This window comes from Streptomyces sp. NPDC088254 (assembly GCF_044740925.1).
Lineage (GTDB): Bacteria > Actinomycetota > Actinomycetes > Streptomycetales > Streptomycetaceae > Streptomyces.
Map to the genome: position 1 here is coordinate 409,697 of NZ_JBIURQ010000010.1, position 14,557 is coordinate 424,253.

Annotated in this window: 11 protein-coding genes; 8 read left to right on the forward strand and 3 right to left on the reverse strand. The window is 72.0% G+C overall.

Going from position 1 to position 14,557, the window contains the following annotated elements; genetic code table 11:
• Positions 1–69: 69 nt before the first annotated feature.
• Entirely contained in the window at positions 70–1,347 is a 1,278-nt protein-coding gene (locus tag ACIOC0_RS28985) for a GNAT family N-acetyltransferase (protein WP_402158689.1), read from the forward strand.
• Positions 1,348–1,395: 48 nt separating this feature from the next.
• On the opposite strand, the gene ACIOC0_RS28990 is transcribed toward ACIOC0_RS28985, so the two are convergent.
• On the reverse strand, positions 1,396–2,589 hold the full coding sequence (locus ACIOC0_RS28990; RefSeq protein WP_402158690.1) for an RtcB family protein: 1,194 nt from the start codon (positions 2,587–2,589) through the stop codon (positions 1,396–1,398).
• Between the two features lie 183 nt (positions 2,590–2,772).
• Here ACIOC0_RS28990 and ACIOC0_RS28995 point away from each other — a divergent pair, with 183 nt between their 5' ends.
• From ACIOC0_RS28995 to ACIOC0_RS29005, 3 genes are all read left to right on the forward strand, one after another.
• Positions 2,773–3,672: a DUF3558 domain-containing protein gene (locus tag ACIOC0_RS28995; protein WP_402158691.1), complete on the forward strand. Its 900-nt coding sequence runs from the start codon at positions 2,773–2,775 to the stop codon at positions 3,670–3,672.
• Between the two features lie 133 nt (positions 3,673–3,805).
• The gene (locus ACIOC0_RS29000; RefSeq protein ID WP_402158692.1) at positions 3,806–4,747 is read left to right on the forward strand and encodes a DUF3558 domain-containing protein; all 942 of its coding nucleotides are present in this window, start codon (positions 3,806–3,808) and stop codon (positions 4,745–4,747) included.
• Between the two features lie 76 nt (positions 4,748–4,823).
• Entirely contained in the window at positions 4,824–6,104 is a 1,281-nt protein-coding gene (locus ACIOC0_RS29005) for a DUF2637 domain-containing protein (RefSeq protein WP_402158693.1), read from the forward strand.
• A gap of 41 nt (positions 6,105–6,145) precedes the next feature.
• Here the strand turns inward: ACIOC0_RS29005 and lysS are convergent, their stop codons facing one another.
• Entirely contained in the window at positions 6,146–7,888 is a 1,743-nt protein-coding gene (gene lysS / locus ACIOC0_RS29010) for a lysine--tRNA ligase (protein WP_402158694.1), read from the reverse strand.
• A 230-nt stretch (positions 7,889–8,118) separates the two neighbouring features.
• On the opposite strand from lysS, the gene ACIOC0_RS29015 reads away from it, so the two are divergent.
• The 4 genes from ACIOC0_RS29015 to ACIOC0_RS29030 all read left to right on the forward strand — a co-directional run bounded on the left by ACIOC0_RS29015 (position 8,119) and on the right by ACIOC0_RS29030 (position 13,206).
• Positions 8,119–9,333, forward strand: a complete 1,215-nt coding sequence (locus ACIOC0_RS29015) for a hypothetical protein (RefSeq protein WP_402158695.1) — start codon at positions 8,119–8,121, stop codon at positions 9,331–9,333.
• 29 nt (positions 9,334–9,362) lie between these two features.
• A complete protein-coding gene (locus ACIOC0_RS29020) occupies positions 9,363–10,508 on the forward strand; it encodes a hypothetical protein (RefSeq protein ID WP_402158696.1) in 1,146 nt (381 codons plus the stop codon).
• A 76-nt stretch (positions 10,509–10,584) separates the two neighbouring features.
• A complete protein-coding gene (gene argS, locus ACIOC0_RS29025; RefSeq protein WP_402158697.1) occupies positions 10,585–12,354 on the forward strand; it encodes an arginine--tRNA ligase in 1,770 nt (589 codons plus the stop codon).
• A gap of 54 nt (positions 12,355–12,408) precedes the next feature.
• On the forward strand, positions 12,409–13,206 hold the full coding sequence (locus tag ACIOC0_RS29030) for a DUF4253 domain-containing protein (protein ID WP_402158698.1): 798 nt from the start codon (positions 12,409–12,411) through the stop codon (positions 13,204–13,206).
• A 24-nt stretch (positions 13,207–13,230) separates the two neighbouring features.
• Here ACIOC0_RS29030 and ACIOC0_RS29035 read toward each other — a convergent pair whose 3' ends face one another.
• Positions 13,231–14,472, reverse strand: a complete 1,242-nt coding sequence (locus tag ACIOC0_RS29035) for a PLP-dependent aminotransferase family protein (protein WP_402158699.1) — start codon at positions 14,470–14,472, stop codon at positions 13,231–13,233.
• Positions 14,473–14,557: the final 85 nt, after the last annotated feature.

Consider the following 14,557-nt stretch of genomic DNA (forward strand, 5'->3'; position numbering starts at 1 on the left):
GTCTCTGGCGAAGGCGAAGACAGCGCGACGGCCCGGCCCGGTTCCCGTCCGGGCCGTAAAGTCGCGTCCGTGGACAGACACATACCGTTCGAGACGCTGCACAACTTCCGTGACCTGGGCGGCTATCGCACCGCGGACGGCCGTCACCGGGTCCGTCCGGGGCGGCTGTTCCGGGCGGACTCGCTGGGCAAGCTGACCGAGGGCACACCGGACTGGGAGCGGTTCTTGTCGCTCGGCGTCGGCACGGTGATCGACCTGCGCCACCCCTGGGAGGCGGAGGGCCGGGGCCGGATCCCGGCGCACCCCTCCTTCACGTACCGCAACCTCAGCATCGAGCACCGCCCCTACGACCAGGCCGTCCAGGGCGCCGACGTGGACCCGGCCCCCTATCTCGCCGAGCGGTACATGGAGGTCGCGCACGACGGCGCGAAGGAGATCCGCGAGGCGCTGGAGCTGATCGCGGCGACCGACGCCCCGCTCGTCTTCCACTGCGCCTCGGGCAAGGACCGCACGGGCCAGCTGGCGGCGCTGGTCCTGGGGCTGCTCGGCGTCGAGGAGCAGGTGATCGCCGAGGACTTCAGCCTCACGGAACTGGCGACGGAGGCCCTGCTCGCCGACTGGCGCGCACGCAACGACGGCCGCACGCCCGCCTGGCCCGGCTTCGGCCGCGCCCCCGCGCAGGTGATGCGCCTGTACCTCGCCGCCCTGAACTCCCGCCACGGCAGCGCCGAGCGGTACGTGGCCCAGGTCCTCGGCCTGGACCCGCGTGCCCTCGCCACCACCCTGCGCGGCAAGCTCCTGGAGCCGGTCCCCACCGCCTGGCCCGAGCTGACGTTCCACCGGGCGACCCCCGAGGACGCCCCCGCACTGGTCCGTCTGCACGACACGGCCGCCCTGTGGCAGACGGCCCGGGGCATCGACCAGTGGACGCCGGGCGGCAAGTCCGAGGCCCACTTCCGCACCCGGATGCGCGAGGGCGAGGTGTGGCTGGCCCGGGCGGCGGGCGTCATCGCCGGCGCCTGGGAACTCTGGTGGGACGACCCGGCGGCCTGGGGCCCCCGCCCGCCCGAGGCCGGGTACGTCCACCGTCTGATGACGGCCCCGCACACCTCCCCGCCCGGCACCGGCCGCCGCATGCTGGCACACGCCGAGTCCGTCATCGCCGCGACCGGCCGCGCCTGCGCCCGCCTGGACTGCCTCGCCTCCAACCCCCGCCTGCGCGCCTACTACGAGGCGGCCGGCTACAAGGTCGTGGGCGAGCAGCGCGCCAAGCCGCCCACGCCGGGCAGCCCCGGCGGCGGCGGAAGCCCGTACGCGGTGACACTGCTGGAGAAACGGCTCGGCTGACGCGCGCGGAAGGGGCCCGGGCCACCGGGCCCGAGCCCTTCGCCGTCGTCAGCCCTTCACGCAGACGACCTGCTTCAGCTTCGCCACGACCTCCACCAGGTCACGCTGCTGCTCGATGACCTGCTCGATCGGCTTGTACGCGCTCGGGATCTCGTCCACGACGCCGGAGTCCTTGCGGCACTCCACGCCCCGCGTCTGCTCCTCCAGATCCCTCGTGGAGAAGCGCCGCTTCGCCGCGTTGCGGCTCATGCGCCGACCCGCGCCGTGCGAGGCCGAGTTGAACGCCTTCTCGTTGCCGAGGCCCTTCACGATGTACGAACCCGTGCCCATGGAGCCCGGGATGATCCCGTACTCGCCGGAACCGGCCCGGATCGCGCCCTTGCGGGTCACGAGCAGGTCCATCCCGTCATAGCGCTCCTCCGCGACGTAGTTGTGGTGCGCGCTGATCTCCGGCTCGAACGTCGGCTTCGCCTTCCGGAACTCCTTGCGGACCACGTCCTTCAGGAGCGCCATCATGAGCGTGCGGTTGTACTTCGCGTACTCCTGCGCCCAGAACAGGTCGTTGCGGTACGCCGCCATCTGCGGGGTGTCCGCGACGAAGACGGCGAGGTCGCGATCGACCAGCCCCTGGTTGTGCGGCAGCTTCTGGGCCACGCCGATGTGGAACTCGGCGAGCTCCTTGCCGATGTTCCGGGAACCGGAGTGCAGCATCAGCCAGACGGAACCGGTCGTGTCCGTGCAGACTTCGACAAAGTGGTTCCCACTACCGAGCGTTCCCATCTGCTTCGTGGCGCGCTCCTGGCGGAACCTGACCGCGTCCGCGATCCCGTCGAACCGTCCCCAGAAGTCGTCCCAACCCGCGGTGGCGAAACCGTGCATCCCGCTCGGGTCGACCGCGTCCTGATGCATCCCGCGCCCCACCGGGATGGCCTGCTCGATCTTGGAGCGCAGCCGGGACAGGTCCCCGGGAAGGTCGTTCGCCGTGAGGGAGGTCCTCACCGCGGACATCCCGCAGCCGATGTCGACGCCGACCGCCGCCGGACAGACCGCGCCCCGCATCGCGATGACCGAACCGACCGTCGCGCCCTTCCCGTAGTGCACGTCCGGCATCACGGCGAGGCCCTTGATCCAGGGCAGGGTGGCGACGTTGCGCAACTGCTGGAGCGCCCCCTCCTCGACCGTCGCCGGATCGGCCCACATACGGATGGGGACCTTCGCGCCCGGCATCTCCACGTACGACATACAGCCCTCATTCCCCCGGAAAACCAACAGAAGTATCGAATCGCAAAACCGGTGCCAAGGTCGACGTACCGGACGGCGGACCGGCATCCACGGCGTCGCGTGCGATACACATTGTCTCCAGCGGCCGCCCCCGCCCGGCAAGCGAATAACCGTCCAGGATGTGACCGTCGAGAGGAGCCGACCGTGCAGCGGAAGGCGTACGTACCCGGCGCCGCCGCCCTCATCGCGGCGCTGCTGGCCGGCTGCACCGGCGGCTCGGACGACCGAGGCCCCACGGACGACGCCAACCCTGGCAAGGCCGGCACCGCCAGCGCCGCCGCGGAGCCCGGCCGGTACGCCACCCTCCCGGAGGCCTGTCGCGCCGTCAGCCGCGGCACGCTCGACGCACTGCTGCCCGGCGCGCGCGAGATCGCCGACCCGGTCCGGCGCGAGGCCGCCTACGGGGGCGAGGCGACCCAGACGTTCGACACCGACCGCAAGACGGGCTGCCGTTGGAAGGTGGAGTCGGCGGACGCCACCGACCACCTCCTCGTCGACTTCGAGCGCGTGGTGTCGTACGACACCGCCGTCAGCGACGACACCGAGGCCGAGGACCTGTTCGCAGGCAAGGTCACGGCGGCCGACCTGCCCGCGCCCGCCGTCGCCTCGGCGACCGGCTCCCCGTCCGCCTCGCCCTCCTCCTCCACCGCCCCCTCGCCGACGGGCACGAGCCCCTCCTCGGGCGTCAGCCCCGCGGCCGGCGGCGCGGGCTCCGCCTCGGCCGCTCCTCCGGCGAGCGCCCCCGCGAGCCCCTCGGGGAGTTCGTCCACCGGCCCGTCCCCGTCGGCCACCACCTCCGCCGAGCTCCAGCCCCGCCTGCTCGAAGGCCTGGGCGACGAGGCGTTCGTCGACGACGCCCTCGACAGCTCAGCCTCGACGGCCAAGCAGCGGACGGTGACTGTGGCGTTCCGCACGTCGAACGTCATTGTGACCGTCCGGTACGAGGAGCAGCCGACGACGATCGGCACGGTCCCCGACAGCGAGGAAATGCAGGACAGGGCCCGGAATCTGGCCGCCCAGCTCGCCGATTCCCTGCGCGGCTGAGGCGACTTCACCCCCGTCCGCCCTCCGCCGGCCGCCCGAGGGAAGCGGAACCGCACACCTCCTTCACGGCGTACCGTGGCCCCTTGGACCCGATCAGACCGCAGGAACCACAAGCGTGATGAGTGAAGGAACCATGCAGCGACGAGCCCAGCGAGACGACCAGCACGACCAGCGCGCGGACCGTGACGGGCGCGCCCCGCACGAGCGCCGCACGCGGCGCGTCGGAGGCCTGAACCGCGCCCTCGCCGCAGCGGCCGCGCTGCCCGTGATGCTGCTCGCCGTCGGCTGCTCCTCCGACTCCGGCTCGGACGACGCCGCGCAGAAGACCGGCGCCGAAGCCGCCGCGGGGGCCGGCGCCACGGTCAGCGCGCAGCCGACCGTGCCGGCGGCCGCGTACGCGAAGCTGCCGGAGGCCTGCAAGTCGCTGTCGAAGCAGACCCTCACCGATCTGGTGCCGAAGGCGTCGGCGTCCGGCAAGGAGGGCGCGTCGAGCGACACCGACGCCCGCGCCTCGTGCTCCTGGTCCAGCCTCCAGAACAACGGGGTCAAGGGCTCGCAGTTCCGCTGGCTGAACGTCTCCCTGCTGCGCTTCGACTCCAACACGTCGACCTCCGGCGAGCAGCAGGCGCAGGACTACTACGCCAAGCAGGTCAAGGGCGCCCAGGAGGTCTCCGGCGCGGCGAACGCGAAGACGCAGGCGCTCACCGGCACCGGCGACCAGGCGACGACCGTGCGGTACGACCTGAAGAAGAGCGAGGGCGCCTTCAAGCAGCAGACGGTCGTCGCGCGCGTGGAAAACGTCGTCGTCTCCCTCGACTACAACGGCGCGGGTCTGGCCGGCGAGAAGACCCCAAGCGCGGACACGCTGACGAAGGCCGCGGAGAAGGCCGCCAAGGAAGTCGTGTCGGCGGTCCGCGCGGCCAACGGCGGTTCCACGGAAGGCGGTTCGGGCGCGAGCACCCCGCCGTCCAAGCCCTCGACCGCGTCGCCGTCCAAGCCGCCGGCCTCCTCGCCGGCGCCGTCCGCATCGGCCGGGTCGCCGTCGGCCTCGGCCTCCGCCGCGCCGAAGAGCTGACAGACCGGCAGTCCGTTCGCCGTACACGTGTGCCACCCTGTTGCGCGCAACAACACGCAAAGGGAGGGGGGTGCGGGTGGCCGCGCCTATAGAGCTGACTCGGACGCACCGCGTTCTCATCGGTGTCGTCGTGTTCGGCGCCGTCATCATCGCGGGCATCGGCTTCGCCGGTTCCTACGCGGCGGTACGCGAACTGGCCCTCAAGAAGGGCTTCGGGAACTTCAGTTACGTGTTCCCGATCGGCATCGACGCGGGCATCTGCGTCCTGCTCGCGCTGGACCTGCTGCTGACCTGGATCCGGATCCCGTTCCCCCTGTTGCGGCAGACGGCGTGGCTGCTGACGGCGGCGACGATCGCGTTCAACGGCGCCGCCGCCTGGCCGGACCCGCTCGGCGTCGGCATGCACGCGGTGATCCCGGTCCTGTTCGTGGTGTCCGTCGAGGCCGCTCGGCACGCCATCGGCCGGATCGCCGACATCACCGCCGACAAGCACATGGAGGGCGTCCGCCTCACCCGCTGGCTGCTCTCCCCGATTCCGACGTTCCTGCTGTGGCGGCGGATGAAACTGTGGGAGCTGCGCTCCTACGAGCAGGTCATCAAGCTGGAGCAGGAACGTCTCGTCTACCAGGCCCGGCTGCGCTCCCGCTTCGGCCGTGCCTGGCGGCGCAAGGCCCCGGTCGAGTCGCTGATGCCCCTGCGTCTGGCCCGCTACGGCGTCCCCCTGGCCCAGACGGCCCCGGCGGGTCTCGCGGCGGCGGGCATCAAGCCGGCCCTGCTGCCCCCGACCCCGGAGCCCGAGCCCGTACCCGAGCCCCAGGCCGAGCCGGCACGGGTGGCGGCGGCTCCCGGCGAGCGGCAGCGCCCCGCACTGGGCGGCGACCATAACGCTCCGCAGCAGGGCGGCAGGGCAGAGCCCGACGTGAACCAGTGGCTGCACGCCCGGCACCCGCAGCAGGTCGAGTACCACGGCGGCTACAACCCCGATTACGACCCCGAGGCCCAGTACCAGCAGTGGTACGAGGAGCAGCTCCAGGCCGAGGAGTACGAGGAGCAGTACACGCAGGAGCCCCCGCCGCAGGAGCCGTCCCCCGAGGAGACCGGCAGCTTCCCCATCCCCGTGGCTCCCGGCCGCACCCGGGAACTGGGCGACGGCGGCGGCGCCCCGGAGCCGGACGAGGACGCCTACTACCAGGTGTTCCGCCAGTCGATAGACGGCAGCTACCCCACCCCGCGCGTCCTCGGCGACAACATCCAGGCGACCTACGGGACGACCCTGAGCCCGGGCGACCTGAAGACCCTGACGGAACGCTTCCAGAAGCGCCATTCGGCGGAACTGGAAGAAGACCACATCGCATGACGAAGGGGCCCTCCGAGGAGGGCCCCTTCGTCGTCCGGCGGTTACTCCCCGAGCAGGGCCCGCACCCGCTCCTGTCCCACCGCCAGCAGCAGCGTGGGCAGGCGCGGGCCGGTGTCACGGCCGACCAGCAGGTGGTACAGCAGCGCGAAGAACGATCGCTGCGCGGTCTTGATCTCGGCCGGCAGCTCCTTGGGCGTGGCGTCCGCCGCGAACCCGGCCTGCACCTTCGGCACGCCGTACACGAGGTGCGTCAGCCCGTCCAGCGACCAGTGCGACTCCAGCCCGTCGAGCAGCAGCCGCAGCGACTGCCGGGACGTCTCGTCGAGGGACTTCAGCAGTTCCGCGTCCGGCTCCTCGCGCACGATGGTCCGCTGGTCGGCGGGGACCTGCGTGTTGATCCAGGCCTCGGCCCGGTCGTAGCGCGGCCGGGCCTCCTCCAGGGAGGTCAGCGGGTTCTCCGGGTCGAGCTCGGAGAGGATCCGCAGCGCCTGGTCCTGGTGGCCCGCGGTGATGTCGGCGACGGAGGCCAGCGTCCGGTACGGCAGCGGCCGGGCCGTGCGGGGCAGCTCGCCGGCGGCGGTGCGCACCGCGCGCGAGTGCGCGGCGACGTCGGCCGGCAGCGCGGAGCCGTCGGCGACCTTGGCGTCCAGCTTGTCCCACTCGTCGTAGAGCCGCTGGATCTCCTGGTCGAAGGCGATCTTGAAGGACTGGTTGGGCCTGCGGCGGGCGTACAGCCAGCGCAGGATCTGCGGCTCCATGATCTTCAGCGCGTCGCCGGGGGTGGGCACACCGCCCTTCGACGAGGACATCTTGGCCATGCCGCTGATGCCGACGAACGCGTACATCGGGCCGATCGGCTGCTCCCCGCCGAAGATGCCGACGATCTGGCCGCCCACCTGGAAGCTGGACCCCGGGGAGGAGTGGTCGACGCCGCTGGGCTCGAACACGACGCCCTCGTACGCCCAGCGCATCGGCCAGTCGACCTTCCAGACCAGCTTGCCCCGGTTGAACTCGTTGAGCCGCACGGTCTCGGAGAAGCCGCAGGCCTCGCAGGCGTACGTCAGCTCGGTGCTGTCGTCGTCGTAGGAGGTGACCGTGGTGAGGTCCTTCTCGCAGTTGCCGCAGTACGGCTTGTACGGGAAGTAGCCGGCGGAACCGGAGCTGCCGTCGTCCTCGGCGGCCGCGCCCGAGCCCTCGGCGGCCTCCAGCTCGGCCGCGTCGACCGGCTTCTGCTGCTGCTTCTTCGCCGGGGCCTTCTTGGTCCGGTACTGGTCGAGGATCGCGTCGATCTCGCCCCGGTGCCGGACGGCGTGCAGGATCTGCTCCCGGTAGACGCCGGAGGTGTACTGCGCGGTCTGGCTGATCCCGTCGAACTCCACGCCCAGCTCGGCCAGCGACTCCACCATCGCGGCCTTGAAGTGCTCGGCCCAGTTCGGGTACGGCGACCCGGCCGGGGCCGGTACGGAGGTCAGGGGCTTGCCGATGTGCTCGGCGTAGGAGGCGTCCACGCCGGGGATGCCGTTCGGCACCTTGCGGTAGCGGTCGTAGTCGTCCCAGGAGATGAGGTGCCGGACCTCGTGTCCGCGCCGGCGGACCTCGTCGGCGACGAGGTGCGGGGTCATGACCTCGCGCAGGTTCCCCAGGTGGATGGGGCCGGAGGGGGAGAGACCGGACGCGACCACGACGGGTTTGCCGGGGGCCCGACGCTCCGACTCCTCGATGACCTCATCCGCGAAACGGGAGACCCAGTCGGTGGTCTCGGTGCTCTGAGCCACGTTCGGCACGTCCTCTTTGTCAGTGATCGATCAGGAATGCGTCTGGATCGATCAGGGATGCGTCTGGAACTTCCCCGACGGCGGCCGTCACGGTCGCACGTCCGGCCCACTCATTGTCCCAGCCCCACCCCCGAGCACGAAAACGACTTCCGACCGTCGCGCACAACTCATGTACAACCGTCGGCGTCCCCGGGTTGTCCAACTGTTCGTCGAACCAGCCGGGTGAAGGGTGTGGGGGCATGCGGTCCGGACCGAGACGTACGACGGCGAGGCCCACGGCGACGACGGCGGCGGGGGCCACGGCGACCGCAGCGCTGCTGCTCGGCTCCCTCACTCCGACGATCGCCCAGGCCGCACCCGCAGCAGCGTCCGCCGCACCCGCTCACGCCGACGTCCGGACGACCCTGCGGCCCGAGCCCACCTCCGTGGCCCCGGGCCGCGTGTTCCATCTGCACCTCGTCACCGACCTCGTCACCGGCGCCGTCCCGAAGCTTGCCGTGACGCTCACCCTGCCGGCCGGGCTGACCTACGCGCGCCCCACCGACCCGGACAACCTCCAGTACCGGCGCTGTCTGCCCTCCGCCGACGGCCGGACCGTCACCTGCCGCTCACTGGACGCCCCGCACGAGCACGTATGGGAGCAGCTCGGCATCCGCGTCGGCAAGGACGTGAACCCGGGCGCCGCCCTCACGGTCACGGCGACGACCGACATCGGCGACGCGATCGACGACAAGCCGGAGGACAACACGGCGACGGCGACCGTCAGGGCGGTGACCGGCACCGACGTCGGCGTCTCCTGGCAGCCGCCGACGGTCCCGGCGCGGCCCGGCCGGCCGGTCGTGACGAAGCTGGTCGTCACCAACCACGGGCCGGGCTCCGCCACCGCGGGCCAGGCCGTGAAGCTGCACATCGACTCGACGGCGTTCCGGACCTGGCCGTCCGCGCCCCGGAGCTGCTGGGCGGACCCGGACGTCCTGGTCTGCGAGACCCCGTCGGAGCTGGCGGCCGGCGAGAGCCACACGTTCGAACTGCGCTGGACCTTCCCGAAGGAGTCGGGCGGCAAGAAGTTCCGGGTGCCGACGACCCTGTCCCACGACGCGCTCGACCCGTGCTTGGACAACGACCGCGCCGAACTGGTCCTGGACGTCGCCAAGACGCCCCCGCCCGGCCCGAAGCCGCCGAAGCCCACTCCGACGCCGACGTCGACGGCCGGCCCGAAGCCGACACCCACGCCGACGGCGTCCCCGTCGGGCCCCGGGGCGACCGCCTCGCCGGCACCGGCCACCGGGGGCGGCTCGGGTGTCACCCCGCAGAGCGGCGGCGGGCACCTGGCCGCCACCGGCGCCGGGCCGATGCCCGTCCTCGCCGCCGGCGCGGCGGTGCTCGTCCTCGCCGGTGGCGCGCTGCTCGCTGTACGGGCGCGGATGCGCCGCGACGAGCGCGACTCACGTTGACCACTTCTGTCGAACAAGGGAACTTTCACATGCGCACACGACGGGGACGCCTGTACGCCGGAGCAGCGGCGGCGACGCTGTCACTGCTGACCGCCACGGTGACGGGGGCGCACGCGGCGCCGGGCGCCGATCCGGTCGACGTGGAGGCCAGGCAGTACTTCGACCACGAGGTCGCCGCGCCCGGCGAGACGTTCGGCGTACGGGCGATCGCCGATCTCATGACGGGTCGGGTGACTCGGCTCGGTCTCACCCTGACGCTCCCTCAGGGCGTCACCTACGTCCGGACCGGCCATGACGCCGCCGACGCCCTCTGCACGCCCTCCGCCGACGGCCGGAGCGTGAAGTGCGCGGCAAAGGACGGGAAGTCGGACGTCTCGGCGCAGGTGGTCGTCAAGGTCGGCGCGGACGTCGCGCCGGGGACGGAGCTGAAGTTCACCACCACTGCCGACCTCGGCGACACGGTCGACGCCAAGCCGGAGAACAACACCGCGACGGGGAAGGTCACCGTCCGCAAGCCCGCCGATCTCGGAATGAAGTGGAAGGCGCCCTCGGGCAAGACGCCGGTCGGCGAGCGCGTGAAGACCGAGCTCGTGGTGACCAACCACGGTCCCGGCCCCGTCCGGCTCGAAGCCGTGCGCTTCTACCTGGGCTGGGACTACTGGCCCGCGACCGACTACGACAAGAACTGCTGGGCCGATCCGGGCGAGCTGATCTGCGACGTCTTCCGCGAGCTCGCCCCGGCCGAGACCGTCACCTTCCCCTTCACCTGGAAATTCCCGAAGAAGGCCGCAGGCACGAGGTACGAGGTGCCGGCCTCCTTCTACGCCTTGAGCCCGCTCGACACGAATCCGTCGAACGACAAGGCCGTCCTCGTCTTCGATATCGCCAAGGAGTCCTCCGCCTCCCCGAAACCGACGGTGAAGCCCACCCCGTCCGAGCCGCCGGCGTCCTCCCCCGCGGCCACGCCGACGCCCTCGGCGTCGTCCGCCCCCTCGTCCACCGCCCCGGCGGGCGGTTCGCAGGCCTCCGCGCAGGGCGGCGGCGGGCAACTCGCCCAGACCGGCGGCGGTCCGGTCGCCGGGACCGCCGCCACCGCCACGGCACTGGTCCTGACGGGGGGCGCCGTCGTACTGCTGAGCCGCGGCCGGCGCAGGGAGCGGGGCAGGCACATGTGAGCCGGAAAACCGGTTTGCCCCCCATGGGATACTGACGAGGTCCACCCATTCCACGAGGAGAACGGCACCCACTCCTATGGCCTCGGTCACGTCCCTCAGCGACTCCGTCGAGCAGCACCTCGCGTCCGCCCTCTCGGCCACCCTGCCGGAGGCCGCCGACGCGGACCCGCTGCTGCGACGAAGCGACCGGGCCGACTTCCAGGCCAACGGCATCCTCGCGCTGGCCAAGAAGGCGAAGGCGAACCCGCGGGAGCTGGCGACGAAGGTGGTCTCCGAGGTCGTCACCGGTGAGGTGATCAAGGACGTCGAGGTCTCGGGCCCCGGCTTCCTGAACATCACCATCACGGACAAGGCGATCACGGAGAACCTCGCCGCGCGCTACGCCGACGACACCGGTCGGCTCGGCGTCCCGTACGCCGAGCACCCGGGCACGACGGTGATCGACTACGCCCAGCCGAACGTGGCCAAGGAGATGCACGTCGGTCACCTGCGTTCGGCGGTCATCGGGGACGCGGCGGTCCAACTCCTGGAGTTCACCGGCGAGACGGTGGTGCGCCGGCACCACATCGGCGACTGGGGCACCCAGTTCGGCATGCTCATCCAGTATCTGGACGAGCACCCGCACGAGTTGGACCACAAGGACGCCGAGGTGAGCGGCGAGGAGGCGATGTCCAACCTCGACCGCCTCTACAAGGCCGCGCGCAAGGTCTTCGACTCCGACGAGGAGTTCAAGACGCGGGCGCGTCGCCGGGTGGTCGACCTCCAGGCCGGCGAGCCCCGCACGCTCGCCATGTGGCAGAAGTTCGTCGACGAGTCGAAGATCTACTTCTTCTCCGTCTTCGAGAAGCTGGACATGGAGATCCGGGACGCGGACATCGTCGGCGAGTCCGGGTACAACGACATGCTGGCCGAGACGTGCCGCCTCCTGGAGGAGTCCGGCGTGGCGGTCCGCTCCGAGGGCGCGCTGTGCGTCTTCTTCGAGGACGTCAAGGGCCCGGACGGCAACCCGGTCCCGCTGATCGTGCAGAAGTCGGACGGCGGCTACGGCTACGCGGCGACCGACCTCTCCGCGATCCGCGACCGCGTCTTCAACCTCAAGGCGGACTCGCTCCTCTACGTCGTGGACGCCCGCCAGTCCCTGCACTTCAGGATGGTCTTCGAGACGGCGCGCAGGGCGGGCTGGCTCAACGACGACGTGAAGGCCTTCCAGCTGGCCTTCGGCACTGTGCTGGGCATGGACGGCAAGCCGTTCAAGACCCGTGAGGGCGAGACGGTGAAGCTGGTCGACCTCCTCGACGAGGCGGTGGAGCGGGCGACGGCCGTCGTGCGGGAGAAGGCGGAGAAGGTCGGCCTGACCGAGCAGGAGATCGTGGAGAACGGCCGGCACGTCGGCATCGGCGCGGTGAAGTACGCCGACCTGTCGACGTCGGCGGTCCGGGACTACAAGTTCGACCTGGACCAGATGGTCTCGCTCAACGGCGACACCTCGGTGTACCTCCAGTACGCGTACGCCCGTGTCCAGTCGATCCTGCGCAAGTCCGAGGGCGCGACCCCGACTCCCCACCCGGAGCTGGAATTCGCGCCCGCCGAGCGGGCGTTGGGTCTGCACCTGGACCAGTTCGGGGAGACGGTCCTGGAGGTCGCGGCCGCGCACGAGCCCCACAAGCTCGCCTCGTACCTCTACCAGCTGGCCTCGCACCTGACGACGTTCTACGACCAGTGCCCGGTCCTGAAGGCCGAGACCGTGGAGCAGAAGGAGAACCGTCTGTTCCTCATCGACCTGACGGCCCGCACGCTGCACCGGGGGATGGCCCTCCTGGGCATCCGCACCCCGGACAAGCTCTGACGGCGCCGCCGGCTCGGTGACCGGTTGTCAGTGGCGGCCCCTACAGTCGCCGTCATGGCGACTCTTCCCAACCCGCTGCCCACACTGGCCTCCGACCCGAGCGGTCGCACCCTCGGTCTCCGGCTGCCGCCGGGCCGGCTGATCGACACGACGGACGCGGGGACGTGGCACGAGCCGCTGCTGTGGTGCGCGCAGCAGCCGGCGTCCGCCGGGAGCTGGGCGGCGCTGGGCGGGCCGGCGGCCCGCGCGGGTCTGCTGCCCGTGCTCGTCGAGGTGAGCGGAACCCACGGCGGGCCCGACGAATGGGAGTTGGCGCCGCGGCTGGCCTCCTACCCCGGTGATCACGACGCGGAGGAGGTCCTCGCCGAGCACTGGGAGGAGTGCGAGCCGGGCGACGTCACCGACGGGGACAGCGCCGACTGGCCCGGTCTCGCGCCCGCCCCCTCCCTCACCGTCGACCCCGCGGTCGCCGCCGCGCGGCTCGCGGACGCCTTCTGCGACGGCTCCCGTCCCCGGTTCGAGGAGCCCCGGCTGGCCCTCGTCCCGGCCCGCCGTTCCGCCGACGTGCCGGCGGCCGTCGGCTGGTGCGGGCCGCTCGATCACGACAACGACGTGGCCCGGCTCTGCGCGGTCCTGCGGTCCTGGGAGGACCGCTTCCACATACGCGTCGTCGCCCTCGGCTTCGCCGTGCTGACCGTCTCGGTGGCCGCCCCGCCCGTCACGCTCGCCGACGCCGAGGCGCTGGCGGCGGAGCACTACGCCTTCTGCCCCGACAACTTCGCCGACCGGACCTTGCGGGAGTACGCGAAGGACCTCGTGGGGGAGCGCGCCTGGACTTTCTGGTGGGACTGACCGACGTCACGCGCTTGACCGACATCACGCGCCGAGCGCCCGCCCCAGCCGGCTGAGCCCCTCCGCGATCTCCTCCGGCGTCTGCGTCACGAAGCACAGCCGCAGCGTCGCCGGGTCGGGCTCACCGGCGTGGAAGGGCGCGCCGGGGACGTAGGCCACGTCGTGCCGGACCACCGCGGGGAGCAGGGCGGCCGTGTCGTGGCCGTCGGGCAGCCGCGCCCACAGGAACATGCCGCCCTCGGGCCGGTTCCAGACCGACCCCTCGGGGAGGGCGCCGGGCAGTCCGGCGAGCATGGCGTCCCGGCGTTCCCGGTAGACGCCGGCGACGCGGGCCACATGCGCGTCGAGGTCGGCGACGGCCAGGTAGCGGGCGGCGGCGAGCTGGTTGACGGTCGGGGTGTGCAGGTCGGCCGCCTGCTTGGCGACCGCGCAGGCGCGACGCAGCTGTGCCGGGGCGCGCAGCCAGCCCAGCCGCAGACCGGGGGCCATGACCTTGGAGAAGGAGCCGAGCAGCACGGTCCGGTCGCGGGCGTCGGGGTGGGCGGCGATCCAGGGGACGCGCTCGCCCTCGTAGCGGAGTTCGCCGTAGGGGTCGTCCTCGACGATCCACAGGCCGTGGCGGGCGGCGACGGCCGCGAGGGCGGCGCGGCGCTCGGCGGGGAGGGTGCGGCCGGTGGGGTTCTGGAAGGTGGGGACGGTGTAGAGCAGCTTGGGGCGTTCACTGGCCACCAGGTCGGCCAGCGCCTCGGGATCGGGGCCGTCCGCGTCGCCGGGCACCGGGACGACCCGGGCTCCCGCGAGGCCGAAGACCTGGAGGGCGGCGAGGTAGCAGGGGTCCTCGACGAGGACGGTGTCGCCCGGGTCGAGCAGGGCTGCGGCCAGGAGGGACAGCGCCTGCTGCGAACCGGCGGTGACGAGGAGGTCGTCGGCGCCGGTCGGCAGTCCCCGCGCGGACATGCGTGCCGCCAGCGGCTCGCGCAGCGCCGGTTCGCCCTCGGTGGTGGAGTACTGCAGGGCCCGCCCGGGCGTCTCCTCCAGCACGTGCCGGAAGGCGTCGGCGACGCCCTGCCGGTCGAACAGCTCCGGTGCGGGCAGCCCGCCCGCGAAGTTGATCACCTCGGGCCGGGCGGTGACGGCCAAAATGTCCCGCACGGGCGACCCGCCGACGGCGAGGGTGCGCGCGGCGAGAGCCGGAACGGGCGCGGCGGGAAAGGCAGTCGACGCCGCGTCGGCGGGGGCTGAGGTGTCGGCTGGGACGACGGTCATGGCACGGCTCCTTCGGCTGCGGGGACGTACGCCTCGCGTCCCGCAGCCTAGGGAAGTGCATGCCGTCTACACGTTACTTTCCGCA

Excerpts from the sequence above, each read along its gene's own strand:
- ACIOC0_RS28990 (WP_402158690.1), bottom strand. The coding sequence starts at position 2,589 with ATGTCGTACGTGGAGATGCCGGGCGCGAAGGTCCCCATCCGTATGTGG.
- ACIOC0_RS29000 (WP_402158692.1), top strand. The coding sequence starts at position 3,806 with ATGCAGCGACGAGCCCAGCGAGACGACCAGCACGACCAGCGCGCGGAC.
- ACIOC0_RS29015 (WP_402158695.1), top strand. The coding sequence starts at position 8,119 with ATGCGGTCCGGACCGAGACGTACGACGGCGAGGCCCACGGCGACGACG.
- ACIOC0_RS29020 (WP_402158696.1), top strand. The coding sequence starts at position 9,363 with ATGCGCACACGACGGGGACGCCTGTACGCCGGAGCAGCGGCGGCGACG.
- argS (WP_402158697.1), top strand. The coding sequence starts at position 10,585 with ATGGCCTCGGTCACGTCCCTCAGCGACTCCGTCGAGCAGCACCTCGCG.
- ACIOC0_RS29030 (WP_402158698.1), top strand. The coding sequence starts at position 12,409 with ATGGCGACTCTTCCCAACCCGCTGCCCACACTGGCCTCCGACCCGAGC.
- ACIOC0_RS29035 (WP_402158699.1), bottom strand. The coding sequence starts at position 14,472 with ATGACCGTCGTCCCAGCCGACACCTCAGCCCCCGCCGACGCGGCGTCG.